The sequence below is a fragment of the Pseudarthrobacter sp. CCNWLW217 genome (genome assembly GCF_037203985.1).
Lineage (GTDB): Bacteria > Actinomycetota > Actinomycetes > Actinomycetales > Micrococcaceae > Arthrobacter.
Genome location: NZ_JBBCBT010000013.1, coordinates 1 through 16,742, shown reverse-complemented (window position 1 = coordinate 16,742; position 16,742 = coordinate 1). Strand labels below are relative to the sequence as shown.

At 64.5% G+C, this 16,742-nt stretch carries 14 protein-coding genes and 1 pseudogene; 9 read left to right on the top strand and 6 right to left on the bottom strand.

All coding sequences use genetic code 11. From position 1 onward, the window contains the following. Positions 1 to 110: 110 nt before the first annotated feature. Positions 111 to 1,040 carry a hypothetical protein gene (locus V9L18_RS15230; RefSeq protein WP_337348012.1) on the top strand — a complete coding sequence of 310 codons (930 nt, stop codon included), beginning with the start codon at positions 111 to 113 and terminating at the stop codon, positions 1,038 to 1,040. A gap of 85 nt (positions 1,041 to 1,125) precedes the next feature. Here the strand turns inward: V9L18_RS15230 and V9L18_RS15225 are convergent, their stop codons facing one another. Continuing rightward, a complete protein-coding gene (locus tag V9L18_RS15225) occupies positions 1,126 to 1,845 on the bottom strand; it encodes a queuosine precursor transporter (RefSeq protein ID WP_337348108.1) in 720 nt (239 codons plus the stop codon). A 185-nt stretch (positions 1,846 to 2,030) separates the two neighbouring features. On the opposite strand from V9L18_RS15225, the gene V9L18_RS15220 reads away from it, so the two are divergent. Further along, the gene (locus V9L18_RS15220) at positions 2,031 to 2,915 is read left to right on the top strand and encodes a hydroxymethylpyrimidine/phosphomethylpyrimidine kinase (protein ID WP_337348011.1); all 885 of its coding nucleotides are present in this window, start codon (positions 2,031 to 2,033) and stop codon (positions 2,913 to 2,915) included. Here the strand turns inward: V9L18_RS15220 and V9L18_RS15215 are convergent, their stop codons facing one another. Next, entirely contained in the window at positions 2,916 to 3,533 is a 618-nt protein-coding gene (locus tag V9L18_RS15215) for a TetR/AcrR family transcriptional regulator (protein ID WP_337348010.1), read from the bottom strand. Positions 3,534 to 3,632: 99 nt separating this feature from the next. Between V9L18_RS15215 and V9L18_RS15210 the strand changes: the two genes are divergently transcribed. Next, on the top strand, positions 3,633 to 3,944 hold the full coding sequence (locus tag V9L18_RS15210; RefSeq protein ID WP_337348009.1) for a hypothetical protein: 312 nt from the start codon (positions 3,633 to 3,635) through the stop codon (positions 3,942 to 3,944). Between the two features lie 18 nt (positions 3,945 to 3,962). On the opposite strand, the gene V9L18_RS15205 is transcribed toward V9L18_RS15210, so the two are convergent. From V9L18_RS15205 to V9L18_RS15195, 3 genes are all read right to left on the bottom strand, one after another. Then, on the bottom strand, positions 3,963 to 5,225 hold the full coding sequence (locus tag V9L18_RS15205) for a serpin family protein (protein ID WP_337348008.1): 1,263 nt from the start codon (positions 5,223 to 5,225) through the stop codon (positions 3,963 to 3,965). A 147-nt stretch (positions 5,226 to 5,372) separates the two neighbouring features. Then, the gene (locus V9L18_RS15200) at positions 5,373 to 7,121 is read right to left on the bottom strand and encodes a pyruvate dehydrogenase (protein WP_337348006.1); all 1,749 of its coding nucleotides are present in this window, start codon (positions 7,119 to 7,121) and stop codon (positions 5,373 to 5,375) included. Positions 7,122 to 7,390: 269 nt separating this feature from the next. Then, positions 7,391 to 8,785 (bottom strand): MFS transporter, encoded by a 1,395-nt coding sequence (locus tag V9L18_RS15195; RefSeq protein WP_337348005.1) that lies wholly within the window; start codon positions 8,783 to 8,785, stop codon positions 7,391 to 7,393. A 310-nt stretch (positions 8,786 to 9,095) separates the two neighbouring features. Between V9L18_RS15195 and V9L18_RS15190 the strand changes: the two genes are divergently transcribed. From V9L18_RS15190 to V9L18_RS15175, 4 genes are all read left to right on the top strand, one after another. Next, on the top strand, positions 9,096 to 9,764 hold the full coding sequence (locus tag V9L18_RS15190) for a response regulator transcription factor (protein WP_337348004.1): 669 nt from the start codon (positions 9,096 to 9,098) through the stop codon (positions 9,762 to 9,764). Beyond that, on the top strand, positions 9,761 to 11,197 hold the full coding sequence (locus tag V9L18_RS15185) for a sensor histidine kinase (protein ID WP_337348003.1): 1,437 nt from the start codon (positions 9,761 to 9,763) through the stop codon (positions 11,195 to 11,197). The genes V9L18_RS15190 and V9L18_RS15185 overlap by 4 nt, the downstream gene beginning before the upstream one ends. Further along, the gene (locus V9L18_RS15180; RefSeq protein WP_337348002.1) at positions 11,194 to 12,228 is read left to right on the top strand and encodes a TAXI family TRAP transporter solute-binding subunit; all 1,035 of its coding nucleotides are present in this window, start codon (positions 11,194 to 11,196) and stop codon (positions 12,226 to 12,228) included. Before V9L18_RS15185 ends, V9L18_RS15180 begins: the two co-directional genes overlap by 4 nt. Positions 12,229 to 12,325: 97 nt before the next feature. Further along, positions 12,326 to 13,060 carry a hypothetical protein gene (locus tag V9L18_RS15175; RefSeq protein ID WP_337348001.1) on the top strand — a complete coding sequence of 245 codons (735 nt, stop codon included), beginning with the start codon at positions 12,326 to 12,328 and terminating at the stop codon, positions 13,058 to 13,060. A gap of 174 nt (positions 13,061 to 13,234) precedes the next feature. On the opposite strand, the gene V9L18_RS15170 is transcribed toward V9L18_RS15175, so the two are convergent. Then, the gene (locus V9L18_RS15170; RefSeq protein WP_337348000.1) at positions 13,235 to 14,749 is read right to left on the bottom strand and encodes a helix-turn-helix domain-containing protein; all 1,515 of its coding nucleotides are present in this window, start codon (positions 14,747 to 14,749) and stop codon (positions 13,235 to 13,237) included. 154 nt (positions 14,750 to 14,903) lie between these two features. On the opposite strand from V9L18_RS15170, the gene aceA reads away from it, so the two are divergent. After that, on the top strand, positions 14,904 to 16,220 hold the full coding sequence (gene aceA, locus V9L18_RS15165; protein ID WP_337347999.1) for an isocitrate lyase: 1,317 nt from the start codon (positions 14,904 to 14,906) through the stop codon (positions 16,218 to 16,220). A 103-nt stretch (positions 16,221 to 16,323) separates the two neighbouring features. Beyond that, positions 16,324 to 16,742, top strand: a pseudogene (locus V9L18_RS15160) (malate synthase A); the annotation flags it as partial.

The following is a 16,742-nucleotide window of genomic DNA, read 5'->3' as shown; positions in this document are numbered from 1 at the left end:
TTCGCTGTAACGCTCCAGCGAATTGGGTCTTCCTCCCGCGAACCCACGGTTTTCCACATAACGACGGCGGGGTCTTCAGCCGATCGCGACCGGCAGCGATGCTTGTTCGCATGGCAGCCATACGCCCCCACTCCCTGCCGACTCAAGGCAGTCTCTGGCGAACGCAGGAACTCCTGGACCTCGGAGTGGGGAAACGCTCAATCGCCGCACTGGTGGCGGCTGGCACCCTGGTCCGGCTCCGCCAGGGCTGCTACATCAGGGGCAGCGTCTGGATGAAGCAGTCGCCCCGCGTCCGGAACCTCCAGCTGATCCACGCCCACGCGCATGGAACGCGCACGACGTCGAGTGGCGGCGCCCGCTACAGCCACACCTCGGGTGCACGGCTCCGCGGACTCTATCTCTGGAATGTTGACAACCGGATCCACTTGACGCAGCGTACGCGGCCCTCCGGGGACTGCCATGGTCGGGACGTCGTCTGCCACACGGCGGATGTGGCCGATGCTGACCGGGCTGTTGTCAGCGGCCTGCCGACCACCACCCTGGAACGGACCACCGTCGATTGCGGTCTGCTGCTCCCATACCGGCAGGCACTGATCCTCGTGGACCACGCACTCAGGCTGGGTGCGGACAGGACCACTCTGGATGCTGCGGCAGCCGCGTTGGACGGTCGCCGGGGCATCAGAAACCTCCGGCGAGTGCTCGCAGCCGCCGATCCGAGCTCGGAGTCACCCGGCGAAACCTTAACCAGGGACCTCATCGCCCGGCTGAGAATCCCTGCGCCGGAGCCCCAGGTTGAAGTGATGACGCGCCGCGGCCGTTATCGGATGGACTTTGCCTGGAAGCAAAGGAAGGTGGCCCTCGAGTTCGACGGGAAGAACAAGTACTTCGACTACCGGCCAACGGACCAGGTGCTCTTCGAGGAAAGGCAACGGGAGAAGGCCCTCACGGAGGACGGTTGGACTGTGATCCGGATCGAATGGAAAGACCTGTTTCGGGAACAGGAGTTCAGGAACCGCCTGCTGCAGGCCCTGGGCGACTGACCGCCGCTGAGTTCGCGGGACCAGTCCCGGGATCGCTGTCGCGTTACAGCGAACCGGCACCGTTCCCGCGATCTCGGGAACAGGCCTAGGCCGCCGCCCCGTAACTCGGTTCCCGCTTCTTGATCCAGCCGATCACCAGGGTGGTCACGGGCACAAACAGGAACTCCACCAGGGTCTTGTACACAAAGCCCACCACCACGTAGTTCACGAACGTGCCGAAGTCGGTGATGCCGATGACGGACGCCGCGATGCTGCAGAAGATCAGCGTGTCCACGAATTCGCCGGCTACCGAGGAACCCATAATGCGCGCCCACAGGGACTTCTCCCCCGAGCGGGCCTTCATTTTGACCAGGATCCAGGAGTTGATGGTCTGTCCGGCCAGGAACGCCAGCAGCGAGGCCAGGACAATCTGCGGGACGGGGCCAAGGGCACCTTCCAGGGCTGCCTGCTTGGACGTGCCGAACTCGTCATCGAAGCCGGGCAGCGCAATGATCACCCAGTAGCAGAGCGAGGCGAACACGGACAACGCAAAGGTCGTGAAGATGGCCTTGCGCGCTACTTTGAAGCCGTATACCTCGCTGATGACGTCGCCCAGGATGTACGCCAGCGGGAACAGGAAGAAGCCGCCGTCGGTGATGACCGGGCCGATCGCCACGCCCTTGGAGGCACCGATGTTGGACAGGATCAGGACCACGGCCATAAAAGCCAGCATGATGCCGAAATACGGCGAACCGATGGAAGCGAATTTTGGCGCTGCGCCGGAGTTGGTCAGGGGCAGGGCGTCAGGGCCTGAGGGGGAAGGCATGGGGTGTCCGTTCGTAGTGGTTCGCTCGGCGTCCGCTGCCTCAAGGACAAGTTCATGGGACGCCGGCTGTATTAGCACTGTCACCGCAAATTCTCCCACGGGTTGTGGGCCTGACCTCTGCCCGGTCGCTTCCACTGTCCAGGCACACAAAGCGGACGGACGACGCCGGATGGCAGGATAGTGCCATGACTCCCGTTGCAGCCGATGTCCAGTCCCTCGCAGCCGCTCCCGCCGTTGTCCTGACAATCGCCGGCTCCGAGGCCACGGGCGGAGCCGGCGCCCAGGCCGACCTGAAAACGTTCCAGGAACTCGGCGTCTTTGGCATCGCCAACCTCACGTGCATCGTCTCGTTCGACCCGAACGACAGCTGGAACCACCGCTTTATGCCGGTCGACCAGCAGGTGATCGCCGACCAGCTCGAAGCCACGACGGCGGCGTATGGTTCCGTATTGGGCGCGGCGGATGAGGTCACGGCTCCCTCGGGCCGGCCCGTCCTGGACACCGTGAAGATCGGCATGCTGGGGAGCCCCGCAACCATCGGCACGGTGGCCGCAGCCCTCAAAAAAGGCAACTTCCGCAACGTCGTGCTGGACCCCGTCCTCATCTGCAAGGGCCAGGAGCCGGGCCACGCCCTGGACACCGACCAGGCCCTGAAGTCGCAGATCCTGCCGCTGGCCACTTTCGTCACGCCCAACCACTTCGAGGCGGAGTCCCTGTCCGGCCTGGAGATCACCGACGTCGAATCGCTCAAGGCTGCCGCAATCCGTATCCATGAGCTCAGCGGCGCAGCGGTCCTTGCCAAAGGCGGGGTGCGGCTGGAAGGCCCGGACGCCGTCGACGTTTACTACGACGGCGGGACCCTCGAAGTCCTGAGCGCTCCCAAAGTGGGCGAGGTGGCGGTGTCGGGCGCCGGCTGCTCGCTCGCTGCGGCCGTAACGGCGGAGTTGGCCAAGGGTGCTACGCCGCTTGAGGCTGCCCGGGCCGCCAAGGAATTCGTCACCGCGGGGATCCGCAACAGGGTGGCCTCGGGGGCTCCGTTCGATGCCCTCTGGCAGGGCGGGCCGCGCTAGCTACCGGATTCCGCTGGCAGCTTCGTCTACCCGAGCCTCTTCCAGCAGCGCCTCAGCTAACAGCGTGGCCGTTCGCACGATGAAAGCCCGACGGCGGTCCAGACGGTCCGGAGCGGAGCCAGCCAACAGTGCATCGATCTGGGGCAGGACCGTCCAGCCATCGCACAGGGTCACGATGGTGATGATGAGGTCGGCTGCATCCGTGCGGTCGATCCCGGGCAGGACTGCCAGCATCTGGCCCACTTTTACGGCGCAGTGGTCGGCGCGCGTGGCCCGGTCCACGGTGTTTTTTCCGCGTTCCAGGCCTTCCCAGAACAGGAGACGGGCCAGGGCGCCGTCCTTCGTGTGACGGTCAAAAAGTTTCCCAGCGTATTCTCCGACGGCCGCGGCACCGTGCCCCTGAATCGGCACGTCCGTCATCACCCGGACCAGCTCAGCGGCCAGCACGGCGTCAAACAGCTCGTCCTTCTTGCCGAAATACTGGTAGATACGCTCCTTGTTCACACCAGCCGCTGCGGCGATGCGGTCCACCCGTGCGCCGGCGAGGCCCTTCTCGCTGAACTCCTCGGTGGCGGCAGTCAGTAGCAGGGCTTTGGTGCGGTCAGTGTTCCAGGCCATGCCACAATTCTACCCGTTTCCAACTAAGTAGTTGCACTTTCGGCCCACTCGGGTTTAGTCTCGATTTTATCAAAAGCAACTAACTAGTTGGAGTTAGCCATGAATGCCAATCTCACGCCCACGACTGCTGAACTCTCCACTGAGCCAGCCCACATTTCGGCTCCGCTTCCGGTTCCGCCCGCCCCGTCCATCCACGTCCGCGCCGTCATCACCTGGCTGGCCATCTTCCCGCTGGTCGCCGTAGGCATGATGGCGGTGGCACCCCTGACGGAGGGCTGGCACCCGGTGCTCCGCGCGCTGGTCCTGACGCTCGTGGTTGTTCCGGTGGCTGTGTACCTCGTCCTGCCGCGGCTATTCGCGGGCTACGGCGCCGTGATGCACCGACGCAGTAACCGCAAGGCCGGTCAGTAGGCTCGGCCGGACCTTCGGCTACCGCGGGTCCGCGACCTTTCCCATAAACAGCGGCAGGCCGGTCCCGACATGCACAATCTGGTAGTGGAACGGCCTGTCGAAGCTGATGGACCGTGCCGGCTCGGGCGGGACACTGGTGGCCATGCCGTTGATCTGCGTCACGGCCGCAGCCACCGTCCCCTTTTCTGCCACGGTGATGTTGGCGTCCTGCGCGGCCTGGGTGATCATCAACCCTTGCTGGATCGCGTCAAAGTCGCGGGTGGTGTTCAAGGTCTTCTCCAGCCCCAACTGTTCCAGGATGGCCCGCACGTCAAAGTGGCTCTTGTGGTCCCAAGTAGGAAGCGCAAGGTCAATGTCCTCAGGGTTCGCGGCATCGAGGGCACGTGCCACTTCCGCCAGCCGTTCCGCATTGAGGGCGGCAGCACCGCCGTCGGAATCCTGGGCGGGAAGCACCAGCCGCATCACGAAACCCTCTCCGTAGGGCAAGTCCACTGCTTGCCAGCCGGGGCCCTCGGCATAGGCCATTTCCTGCATGCTGTGCATCATGGGGACGTCAATGGTTCCCCCGCCTGCAGTGGTGAATGGTTCGTCTGAGGTAGCTTCTGCGTCGAACGGGATGTCCCAGGCCGCCGCGAAGTAGACGGCGTTGACCAGGCTGAAGGTGTTGTTGGGATCGTAGGGGGCCGGTGCTTTCTCGATCCGGCCGCCGGTGTTTTTGTTCACCCACGCGTCGATCGCCGGCTTGGTGACCGCCTCGTCGCGGAAGTCCACGGGATGCACGCCGGTCCCGTAGTGCTCCGCAAGGGCATCAAGATAACCCCGGCCGGTGGAAACGTTCTTATCCACAAACAGGCCGTTGGCAGTATGGACCAGTGGTTTGGCAGGCGGGTTCTCTTCGTCCACCGAGCCGGGGTCGCCGTCGTACTCCTCCAGGGAGGCGAGCAGCGCGTTCATGGCCTGGTCCCGGTCCGCCACCGGAAGTCCCAGCACGGCGTCCATTTCTGTGGCGGCCTCTCCGGACGCGCCGGCCCGCAACATGGCAAGGGCAATCAGCAGGCTGCCCGGCGATGCAATGACGTTCCCTTCGCCGCTGGCCAGGAGGGCGTCCCCCAGCCTCAAGGCGGAATCCCGGAACGTGGCCAATTCCTCCGGGAAGGCCTCGCGGTCCACCGAGGCCCGTTCGACGCCGTCGGCCTTAAGCAACTCCGGCGGCGCCTGTGCAGCACACGCCGCCAGTCCCATCACGGCACCCAACGCGATTGCCCGCTGAAATCGAAACATCCCTGTAGCCTCCCCCGGCACACCATGGCGGGAATCCGCCTGCTCCCAGTGAACCAGCGACGGCGGCGGCAGGCGATGCCTGTAGGGTCACGCTTTGCCTTCATTATGGTCTCGCCGAGCCCCGTACGGTGCGCCAGCCCGTGAACGCTAGCTGCGCGGAATGTTCCGCAGGTTGCTCCGTGCCATGCTGACAGCTTCGCCAGCGCCCCGGTTCAGGACCACCTTGGACATGGCGGTGGCGAAGCCCACCACCTGCGACCCGGAAATTTTCGGCGGCAGTGACAGCGCGTGGGGATCGGTGATCAACTCCACCAGTGACGGACCCGGGTGCGCGAACGCCTCCCGGTAGGCAGCCTCGATCCTGGCGGGGTCGGTGACGCGGACTGCGTGGAAACCCAAGGCCCGGGCGACGGCGGCATAGTTCGCATCGGGTACGTCAACGCCGAAGTCGGGCAGGCCGTCCACGAGCATCTCCAGCTTGACCATGCCCAGCGTTGAATTATTGAAGACCACCACGTTGACCGGCAGTTTGTGGGCCGCCACGGTGATGAGCTCGCCCAGCAGCATGGACAGTCCGCCGTCGCCGGAGACTGACACCACTTGGCGGCCGGGGAAGGCGAGTTGCGCGCCGATGGCGTGGGGAAGGGCATTGGCCATGGAGCCGTGCAGGAACGAGCCGATCAGCCGCCTCGTCCCCAAGGGGTTGATGTACCGCGCGGTCCACACGTTGCACATCCCCGTGTCCGCGGTGAAAACCGCATCCTCGGCAGCCACCTGGTCGAGCAGCGACGCCGCGTATTCCGGATGGATCGGCTGTTTCTTCTCCACCTTGCGCGTGTAGGCGCCCACGGACTTGTTCATCAGCCGGTCATGCTTCTTGAGCATCTTCTCAAGGAAGCGGCGGTTCTTTTTCGGCGCCAGCAGCGGCATCAGGGCAGCCAACGTGGGTAGGACGTCGCCATGGACCGCTATATCCACGTCTGTCCGGCGGCCCAGTTTGTGGGCGGCACGGTCCACCTGTGCGGTGCGCGTTTCGGGCAGGAACTGGTCATAGGGGAAGTCGGTGCCCAACAGGATCAACAGGTCGGCGTCCTCGATCCCCTCCGCTGCGGCGCCGTACCCCAGCAGGCCGGTCATGCCGATGTCGTACGGGTTGTTGTACTGCACGAAGTCCTTGCCGCGGAGGGTGTGACCAATCGGTGCCTTGATCAGTTCGGCCAGGGCCACCACTTCGTTGTGTGCCCCTTCAACGCCGGCGCCGGCGAAGATGGCCACTTTCCCGGCCGCATTGATCGCGTCCGCCAGGTCCCGGACACTCGCGGGATCGGGGGTTAGCGCGGCGCGCCGGAACGTTGCGGGCAGCGGCGTCGTGGCGGTAGCTTCCAGGCCCGCGATGTCGCCGGGAAGGGTGACGACGGCGACTCCCCCGAGGCCCACGGCATGCTGGATGGCGCTGTGCAGCACGCGCGGCGCCTGGTCCGTGGTGCTGACAAGCTCCGAGTAAACCGAGCACTCGTTGAAGAGCCTATCCGGGTGGGTTTCCTGGAAGAACCCGCTACCGATCTGCTTGCTGGGAATGTGGGAAGCGATGGCCAGCACGGGGGCGCCGGACCGGTTCGCGTCGTAGAGTCCGTTGATCAGGTGAAGGTTGCCAGGCCCGCACGATCCAGCGCAGACCGCGAGCTTCCCCGTCAGTTGGGCTTCGGCAGCCGCGGCGAAGGCAGCAGCCTCCTCATGCCTGACGTGGATCCAGTCGATCCCGCCTTGCCGCGAGCCGCCCGTTTGACGGACGGCATCAACAATTGGGTTGAGGCTGTCCCCCACAATTCCGTAGATTCTCTGCACACCGGCAGCCTGGAGCTGTTCGATGAGCTGGGTTGCAAGTTCCTTGGCCATGAGTGCACACTCCCGCGAACGGCTGGATCAGCTGTCAGGTTGAGCAGCCGACAAGGCCCAATATAGTCCGGCCGCCTGGGCGAAACGGCGGCCGCGCAAGCCCGGACCGCGCCCCTCCCCTGCCCTCCCGGGACGCTCACTCATTTACCACAGGAACCGAGAGAGCGTTCTGGGTGGTGGGGGACGACGCCGGGTGCCGGCACAGTCCCGGAAGGAACCGCTGTGCCGGCCACCCGCCGTCGAACCTCCTGCGTGTTGAAGCTAAGGCGCTAGGCGTCCACGAGGTCCTTGTCCTTGTCATCGTCCTTGCGGGCTGCGGACCAGGCATCGCCCTGTTCCCGGTCCAGGTGCGTGGCCTTCTTGTTCCGCAGCGCGAAGATGTAGACCACCAGGGAGATGGCGATGGCAACGGTGACATAGGTGAAGAACAGGTCCACGCGTTCGGCCTTCTGGAACGCGGCACCGAGCAGCGGGACTGTGCCGCCGAACAGCGAGTTGGCGATCGCGTAACCCAGGCCGACGCCGAGGGCTCGGATGGAGGCGGGGAACAGCTCAGCCTTCACCAGGGCGTTGATGGAGGTGTAGCCGCCAACGATCAACAGGCCGCCCATCATCAGCAGGAACGCAGTGAACGGGTCCTTGGTGTTGGACAGTGTGGAGAGCAGCGGCCAGGTGAACAGGACGCCGGTGATGCCGAACCACAGCAGCAGCGGCTTGCGGCCCACCTTGTCTGAGATCAGGCCATACACGGGCTGGAGCAGCATAAAGATGAACAGTGCCCAGAAGTTGATAACCGAGGTATCCGTCTTGGCGATGCCGGACGTATCGTTCATGAACTTCAGGATGAAGTTGGTATATGTGTAGAACGCCACCGTGCCGCCGAGTGTGACACCGATGCAGATCAGCAGCGGCTTCCAGTACTGCGTGAACAGCAACTTCATGGTGCCGGGCTGCGCAACGCCGGCCACCGCGGGTACCTTCGCGGCTTCAACCTGCTCCGCGGAGACTGTTTCCTCCATGGAGCGCCGCAGCCAGAGGACAACCAGCGCGGCCACACCGCCGATGGCGAACGGGATACGCCAGCCCCACTCGGTCAGGTCGTCCTTGGGCATGACGTTCTGGAGGATGACCAGCACCAGCAGGGCCATCATCTGGCCGCCGATCAGGGTCACGTACTGGAAGCTGGAGAAGAAACCGCGGCGCTTGGACGTGGCAGCCTCGGACATGTACGTGGCGCTGGTGCCGTATTCACCGCCCACTGAGAACCCCTGGACCAGGCGGATGAGGATCAGCAGCACCAAGGCCCAGACGCCCACCTGTTGGGTTGTGGGCAAAAGCGCGATGGCGAAGGAGCCCGCGGACATCAGCGTGACACTCAACGTCAGCGCGGCCTTGCGGCCCTTGCGGTCGGCGTAGCGGCCGAAGAACCAGGCGCCGATGGGACGCATCAGGAACGACGTCGAGAACACGGCCATCGCCTCCAGGCCAGCCTGCAGCTCGTCCTTGGAGTTGAAGAAGTGGGACTGGAAGTAGGCGGCGAAGACCGTGTAGACGTAGAGGTCGTACCACTCCACGAGGTTGCCCGCTGAGCCTTTGAGGATGTTGCTGACTGCCCGCCGGGTCTGGGCTGACTCACTTTGGATCCCGGTTTGCTGGGTACTCATCGCTGGACCTTCCTGGCCGGCTTCGCCACAGGTCCCCGTTTTACTTTCTTGCTGTCCACGGCAACGTTGCCCATGGTTCCTCCTCGACATTGATGGTCCCGGCGAAGGCCAGGGACCCCATCCAAGCTATGGGTGATCCATCGCACAACCAACGCTGGAGCCGAAGTCCTAACACTTCCTTAGGTTTTGCCCCCATGCCTCGCGCTGAAAGCTTGTCCCATCCAGTGCAGGGCGGAAAATCGGCGAACGGGGTAATCTCCAAAGGCGGACTGGGGAAGAAACGGCCGCTCAAACGGAACAGGATCAGGCAATGGATGTGCTCATCGTCGAGGACGACGACGCCATGGCGTCCGCGCTCGACGCAGCCGTGGTTTCCGCCGGACACACGGCCTCCCGGGTTGCCCGCGGAGCTGACGCGCTCCTGGAGCACCGGCGCTTTGGAGTCATCTTGCTCGATCTGGGCCTGCCGGACATGGACGGACTCGACGTCCTGCGCAAGCTTCGCCAGGTAACACCCGTCCCGATCCTGATTTTGACAGCCCGCGACGACGAACGCAGCGTGGTGCTTGGCCTGCGGTCCGGAGCAGATGACTACCTCGTCAAGCCGGTGAAACTCGTTGAGCTCCTCGCCCGCATCGAAGCAGTCACCCGGCGGGCGGGCCGTGCAAGGGACAGCAGGCAGCGGACCATCGTGCTGGGCGGACTCGAGGTGGACCTCGAACGTCGTGTGGCGGCGATCGGTCCCAGAGTCCTGCCCCTGACCGCCACCGAATTCGACCTGCTTGCGCTCCTGGCGGGCCACGCCGGTTCAGTGGTCACCCGGGAGCAGATCCTGGATGCTCTATGGGGCGACGCGTTCCTTGCCTCCTCACGATCCCTCGACGTGCACCTGACAGGCCTGCGCGCCAAGCTCCAACTGCCCGGCTTCATTATCAACGTCCGGGGCGTGGGCTACCGGGTCGAGGCGGATCCGGCGTGAGGCTGCGCGTCCTCGGAGTCCTGAGTATCCTGTCCGTCCTCATCGTCATTGTCGCCTCAACGGCGATCCTGACGTCGGCCAGCCGGGAGCTGACCCAGGAACTCCAGATCAACCGGGCAGCCGCCCTGAACCGCCTCGCGCAGGTGGCCTTCGACGCCGCGACCGAGGGAGGGGACCCCACACAGCTGCAGACCGAGATGGACAGATACTCCGAACTGTACGGAGAGGGGGTCCTGATCCGCCTCCAGGCAGGCACCCTGCGCTCGGGCGGACTGAGCGAGGAGAGCCCAGGTGTCCGCGATGCACTGGCCCGGGCCAGCCTCAACCTCAACGACACCGCCCTGTCGCCGCTTCAGCCCTTTGGAACAGGCTCCGAGGTGATCTCCCGTTCGTTCGGCAGTGCCAGCCAGGTTCTTGGCGAAGCCGTACTAAAGGTCAACCTGGATGCCGCGCGGCTGAAACTGCGCGAGCGGTGGCTCCTCGTTGGAGTGGCCGCAGCCGCCCTCGCTGCGGTGCTCCTCCTCGGCGCCGCCCGCGTAACCGGCTGGGTGCTGCGCCCTGTGCACCGCCTGAATGCGGCCGTGACGGAGCTTGAGGCAACAGGCCGGACCGGAAATCTTCCTGAGGCCGGACCGCCGGAACTGCGGGAATTGAGCCGTTCCTTCACCAGAATGGCGCGGACGGTCAGCGAGAGCATCGACTCCCAGCGCCAGCTGATTGCCGATACCTCCCACCAGCTACGAAACCCGGTGGGTGCACTGCGGTTGAGGATCGACTTGCTGCAGCTTGAACTGCAGACCGCCCGGGAAAAGAAGGCGTCGGACGGGGTCCTCGCCGAGCTTGAGCGTGTGGAGGACATCCTCGACGGCGTACTGCGCCTCGCTGCAGCGGAACACCGGGCATCCGAGGACTCGGCCGGGGTCCCGCCAAGAGCCGCCTCGCACGTGCTCCCGGCCGTTGTGGACCCTTACGCGGTCCTGCAGGAAGAAACCGAACGGGCTGGCCCGGCGGCACGGCAAAGCGGGGCCTCGATCCTGCTGGACGGTCCGCCCAAGCCCGCGGTGCACATAGCCTGCAACGCCGCAGAACTGGCCCAGATGGTTGGCGAGCTGATCAACAACGCCATCAAGTACGCGGCCGGTGCCCGCATTACGGTGGCCGTCCGCAGCCTCCCGGACGCAGTCGCCGTCGAAATTTCCGACGACGGTCCCGGGCTTTCCGCCGAAGACCGGGCTGCTGCCACAAGCCGCTTCTGGCGCTCCCCACAGCACCGCAATATCCGCGGCAATGGACTGGGTATGACCATTGTGGACAGGCTGGCGCGTGCCAACGGTGGCCGGCTGCTGCTGGCCGGAGCCTCCCCGCACGGCCTGATCGCGCGCATTGAATTTCCGCGTGCCGTGGCCGGGCCGAGTGAGGATGGCCCGTCGTGACAGACCTGGCTTACGCCGCCAGTGGCCACAGCGGCCTTCCGCGGAGGCGCGCGGCCCTCAAAGCAGGACTGGCTGCCAGCTTGGCTGGGTTGTTGGGGCCGGCCCTCAGCGGCTGTACGCGCCAAGACCGTCCGGGCAGTGTCACGGTCGCTGGGGGTGAGCCGGGGGGCTTCTACCTCGAGTTCGCCACGCTGCTGGCTGCGTCCCTCCAGCAGCATGGGGTGGCGGATACAGCTTCGGCTCTGATAACCGGCGGCAGCCTGGACAACCTGGGGAAACTGCTGGCGGGGCAGGCCACGTTCGCGATCGCGCTGGCGGATGCCGCGGCCGAGCAGTTTGGAGCAGATGGCAAGTCGGCCGCCGGAATCAGGGCGCTCGGTCGGGTCTATGAAAATTACGTCCACTGCGTGGTGCGCAAGGACAGCGGCATCCACGATCTCGCCGCCCTGGCCGGCAGGACGGTTGCCGTCGGAGAGCCCGGTTCGGGGACATCGCTGACCACACCCCGTCTCATTGAAGCGGCGGGACTGGCCACCGCAACGGTCGGCACGGCCCCAACGTCCGCCGTCGAAAACGTAGTCACCGTGCAGAACCTCGGGCTCAACGATGGCCTCGCGGCGCTGCAGGCCGGAGCAGTGGATGCGCTGTTCTGGTCCGGTGGCGTGCCTACGGCAGCCATCGCTGGAAGCAACCGGGAGGCCGCCCTGGAACTCCTGGACCTGTCGTCATTGCTGCCGTCCATACGGACCCGCTACGGCCCTTACTACGACCGCGTGCTGATCCCTGGCGGGAGCTACGACGGGATTCCGGCGGTGTGGACCATTGGCGTGGCGAACTTGCTCCTCTGCCGCAACGACCTCGATGACCGGACCGTCAGGAGGACCGTTGAACTGCTGGTGGGGAACGCCGAAGAACTCATCCCGCGCTCCAGCCTGGGGGTCCAGTTCCTGAGTCCGGAGTCGCTGATCAACACTGCCGGCCTGCCACTGCACCCGGCAGCTGCTGATGCGTACCGGGAACTCCACGGCTGACCCGAACGCTCTCACACCTTGAACTGGTCCCCGAAAGTTGGTGGGCTCCTGACACGGTCAAAGCTGCAGCTACGTGGGCTGGGGCAGAATGAAAGCCATGGGGAACAAGATTTCAGAATTGCAGCTAACCCAGCTCGGACCATGGGAGGTTGAGCGCTCCACCCTCCACGAAGTTGGAATGAGCTGGGATGAGATCGTCTCGCGCTGGTTCTCGGAGGAGAACGTGCTCCCGCCCCGGGCATCGGATGATTTCCCTCTTTTAGGCTGGCGACGCGTGCAGACGTCCTACCCTTCTTGGGCACTAGAAGTGCTTGTGCTTGGCGCACCCGACCAAGCAAGCCCGGGTCGATGGGTTCTCGTGCAGTGGCATCACGACAAGAACGGATGGCAATTTGCTGGTCCCGCGAGCTATCTCCCAATTCCAGTGCAGGAGCTCCGCAGGCAGGGGTTACGCCTGGAATGGTCACAACCAAACTTCATGATGACAAAGGGATCACCACCGGAAATTGCCGTCGTCCTAATCAACGACGCCGCAAGCACGTGGAATCCGAGCGAAGAAGACCACAGCCATGTCCAGGGAATCGTCCTCGACTACAAAGGAAACAGAATCGGAAGCGGCTGGTACGCCCACGGCAAGGCAGCTCAACTGCCCCCCTTAGCCCCGGGCCAGCAACTCGTCCTCCCTGCCCTGCTAAACAACCCCGAACTTGATGGGCTCGTGCCCGGCCGTTACCAAATCCGTGCCTCGCTGACTGCCTTAGGACTCCCAACAACGATCCTTGCCAGCCTTACAGTCGCTGATCAACAGGGACAGCAGCTCGCGCCTGAATAGATGGCTCGTTTGGACCTAGGCTGCAAGCAATTGGCCCGATACTGGTGCTCGCGGGATGGGACCGGTCCGATACACCTCGTTGCCGAACGCGTCGGCGCATTCCTTGCCCATGAATCCTCCACCGCCCAAACAGGAGCAGTTAACGTTCGCCAAGAGAGTGAGAGAACGTCCTGGTCAGGTACCGGAGTGCGCCTGGAGGAAGCTGTACACCTCGGTCTCGTCGACGCCGGGAAACGCCCCGGGCGGCATGGCCGCCAGCAGGTGCGAATGGGCCCGCGCGGACGGCCAGGCGTTGCCAGCCCATTCCGAGGCCAGCTCCGCCGGCGGACGTTTGCAGCAGCTTTCGTCCGGGCACGTGGACTTGGACCGTTCTGTGGTGTCCCTTCCGCGGAACCACTTCACGTGCGCGTATGGCACGCCGACGGAGAGCGAAAACTCACCGTTTGCAGAGCGCTCGGTTCGCGCGGTGCACCAGTACGTCCCTGCGGGAGTGTCCGTGTACTGGTTGTAGGCACGGAACTTGTCGGCGACGTCGAACACCACGCGGGACGTCCATTGTTTGCACGACGGCTGGCCCTCAATGGCGCCGGTGTGGTCCTGCGGGAACGTCACGCCGTCGTTCTCGTAGGCCTTGTAGATGATGCCGCTCTGGTGCGTTTTCTGGAAGTGCGTGCGGATGTCCAGGTGCTCCGTGGCGAGGTTGGTGAAGCGGTGCGCGGCTGTTTCGTAGGAGACTGCGAAGGCGTCGCGGATGTCCTCCACGGCGATTTCCTTCGCCTGTTTGGCTTGCTGCAGGAACTCCACGGTGGCCTTCTCCGGGAGCATCAGAGCCGCGGCGAAATAGTTGGTGGCCACGCGCTGCATCAGGAAATCACCATAGTTTTTGGGCGTTTGGTGGCCCAGGACGTAGTGGCCCAGGGCCTGCAGCAGCACCGAGCGGGGATCGTGGTCCGTGCGCTGGTTCTGCGTGAGATAAATTCTGTGGTTCTTGAGATCAGTGACGGACCGGGTTGAATGCGGCAGGTCACCCACATGATGGAGGCTGAATCCAAGGTGCGCGGCAATGTCCGCGATCACGTGCTGGGACAGCGGACCGGTGGTGTGCCCGACGCTCGCCAGCACCTTCTGGGCTTCGGCCTCATACTCGGGAAAGTAGTTGTTCCGCTCACGCATCATGGCACGCAGCTCACCGTTGGCGCGCCGGGCCTCCTCCGGCGTGGCGATCTGCTCATTGAGCTTGCGCTCCAGCTCGTGCTGCAAGCCCACCATCGACTCGAGCACGTCCATCGGAAGCCTCGAGCTGATGCGGATTTTGGGCAGGTTCAGTGACTCGTAGATGGGACTGCGCTGGTACCGTTCCAGCTCGATTTCCAAGGCTGCCCTGCGGTTGGGCGGCTCGGCGCCCAACAGTTGATCGATGCCCACATTCAGCGCCGCTGCGAGCTGCTGTAGCAGCCCCAGCTTGGGCTCCCGCTTGCCGTTCTCAATCAGGCTCAGCTGGCTTGGGGCGGTACCGACGGCGGCACTCAGGTCATCGAGCGTCATGCCGGCCGCCTTGCGCAGGTGGCGGACGCGGCGGCCGAGGCTGATGACGTCCAGTTCCGGTGCGGCAGTGGACGACGGCGGTGCAGCGGCTTTGCGGTTCCAGCTTGAAGGGGGCATTTCTTGAGGATACGCGAAGAAGTGCATTTCTTTCCATGATTTTCCCCTAGAGAAGTGTTGGGAAGTGCTGAAAAGTAGTGATCACGGAAAGAAACACCGCACCGGGATAGCCGGCCGGGACTGCAAGGACGCAGCCCTGGCCGGCGGATCACCACCCCGGAGCTCAATCAAGGAGACAACGATGACTGCAGCATTTGAGCCCACCCAGCAGACGCCCGAACAGCAGGCCGCCGCCCTGGAGCTTGAGTGGGCCGCCAACCCCCGCTGGGAAGGTGTGACCCGTGACTACTCAGCTTCCGACGTCGTCCGCCTCCGCGGCCGCGTCTCCGAGGAACACACGCTGGCCCGCCGCGGTTCGGAAAAGCTGTGGAAGCAGCTCACCGAAGAGCACAAGACCGGCGGATACACCAACGCCTTGGGCGCCCTGACCGGCAACCAGGCCGTGCAGCAGGTCAAGGCCGGCCTGCGCGCCATCTACCTTTCAGGCTGGCAGGTTGCCGCGGACGCCAACAACTCCGGCCACACCTACCCGGACCAGTCGCTCTACCCGGCCAACTCGGTCCCCACGGTGGTGCGCCGCATCAACAACGCGCTCCTCCGGGCAGACCAGATCGAGTTCTCCGAGGGCATCCAGACTGTTGAGGACTGGATGGTCCCGATCGTGGCCGACGCCGAGGCCGGCTTCGGCGGACCGCTGAACGCCTACGAGCTCATGAAATCCATGATCCAGGCCGGCGCGTCAGGCGTTCACTGGGAGGACCAGCTCGCCTCCGAGAAGAAGTGCGGCCACCTGGGCGGCAAAGTCCTCATCCCCACCCAGCAGCACGTCCGGACCCTGAACGCAGCCCGCCTGGCGGCCGACGTCGCCGGCACCCCTTCGGTGGTCATCGCCCGCACCGACGCCGAGGCAGCAACCCTGATCACCTCCGACGTCGACCCCCGCGACCAGGAATTCGTTACCGGCGAGCGGACCCCGGAAGGCTTCTACAAAGTCCGCAACGGCATCGAACCCTGCATCGCCCGCGCCAAGGCCTACGCCCCGTACTCCGATCTCATCTGGATGGAAACGGGCACCCCGGACCTTGAGCTGGCCCGCAAGTTCGCCGAAGCGGTCAAGGCCGATTTCCCGGACCAGATGCTGTCCTACAACTGCTCGCCGTCGTTCAACTGGCGCAAGCACCTCGACGACGCCACCATCGCGAAGTTCCAGCGTGAACTTGGTGCCATGGGCTTCACCTTCCAGTTCATCACCCTGGCCGGCTTCCACGCCCTGAACTACTCGATGTTCGACCTCGCCCACGGCTACGCCCGTGAAGGCATGAGCGCTTACGTCGAGCTCCAGGAAAAGGAATTCGCCTCCGAATCCCGCGGCTACACCGCGACCAAGCACCAGCGCGAAGTCGGCACCGGCTACTTCGACGACATCGCTACCGCGCTCAACCCGAACGCATCCACCCTCGCACTGGTCGGATCGACCGAAGAGGGCCAGTTCCACTAAATTCTTCCCCCTTCCTCGTTGCCCTATCACTTAGAGTCCTCATTCGCCGCTTTTGGGGACCACAAGTGATAGGGCAACGGCGGACTTTTAAGGAGTCACTCCCATGAACAGCTTCACTGACAACTTCACCATCAACGGCATTACGTTGACCGCGCAGCCTATTTGCCGGCAGAACGAGGTTCTGACTCCTGACGCTCTGGAGTTTGTGGCCAAGTTGCACCGGGCGACGGCGGCGCGGCGCCAGGAATTGCTACAGGCACGCTGGACGCGCCGGGCGGACATCGCCGGTGGCCAGGACCCCAGGTTCCTCCGCGAAACCGAGAGCATCCGCAATGACCCGTCGTGGCGGGTTGCTCCGCCGGCGCCTGGCCTGGAGGACCGCCGTGTGGAGATCACCGGTCCGGTGGACAAGAAGATGACCATTAACGCCCTGAACTCCGGCGCGAAGGTGTGGCTCGCGGACATGGAGGACTCCTCCACCCCCACGTGGCGGAACGTGATCAAGGGCCAGCTGAACCTCAC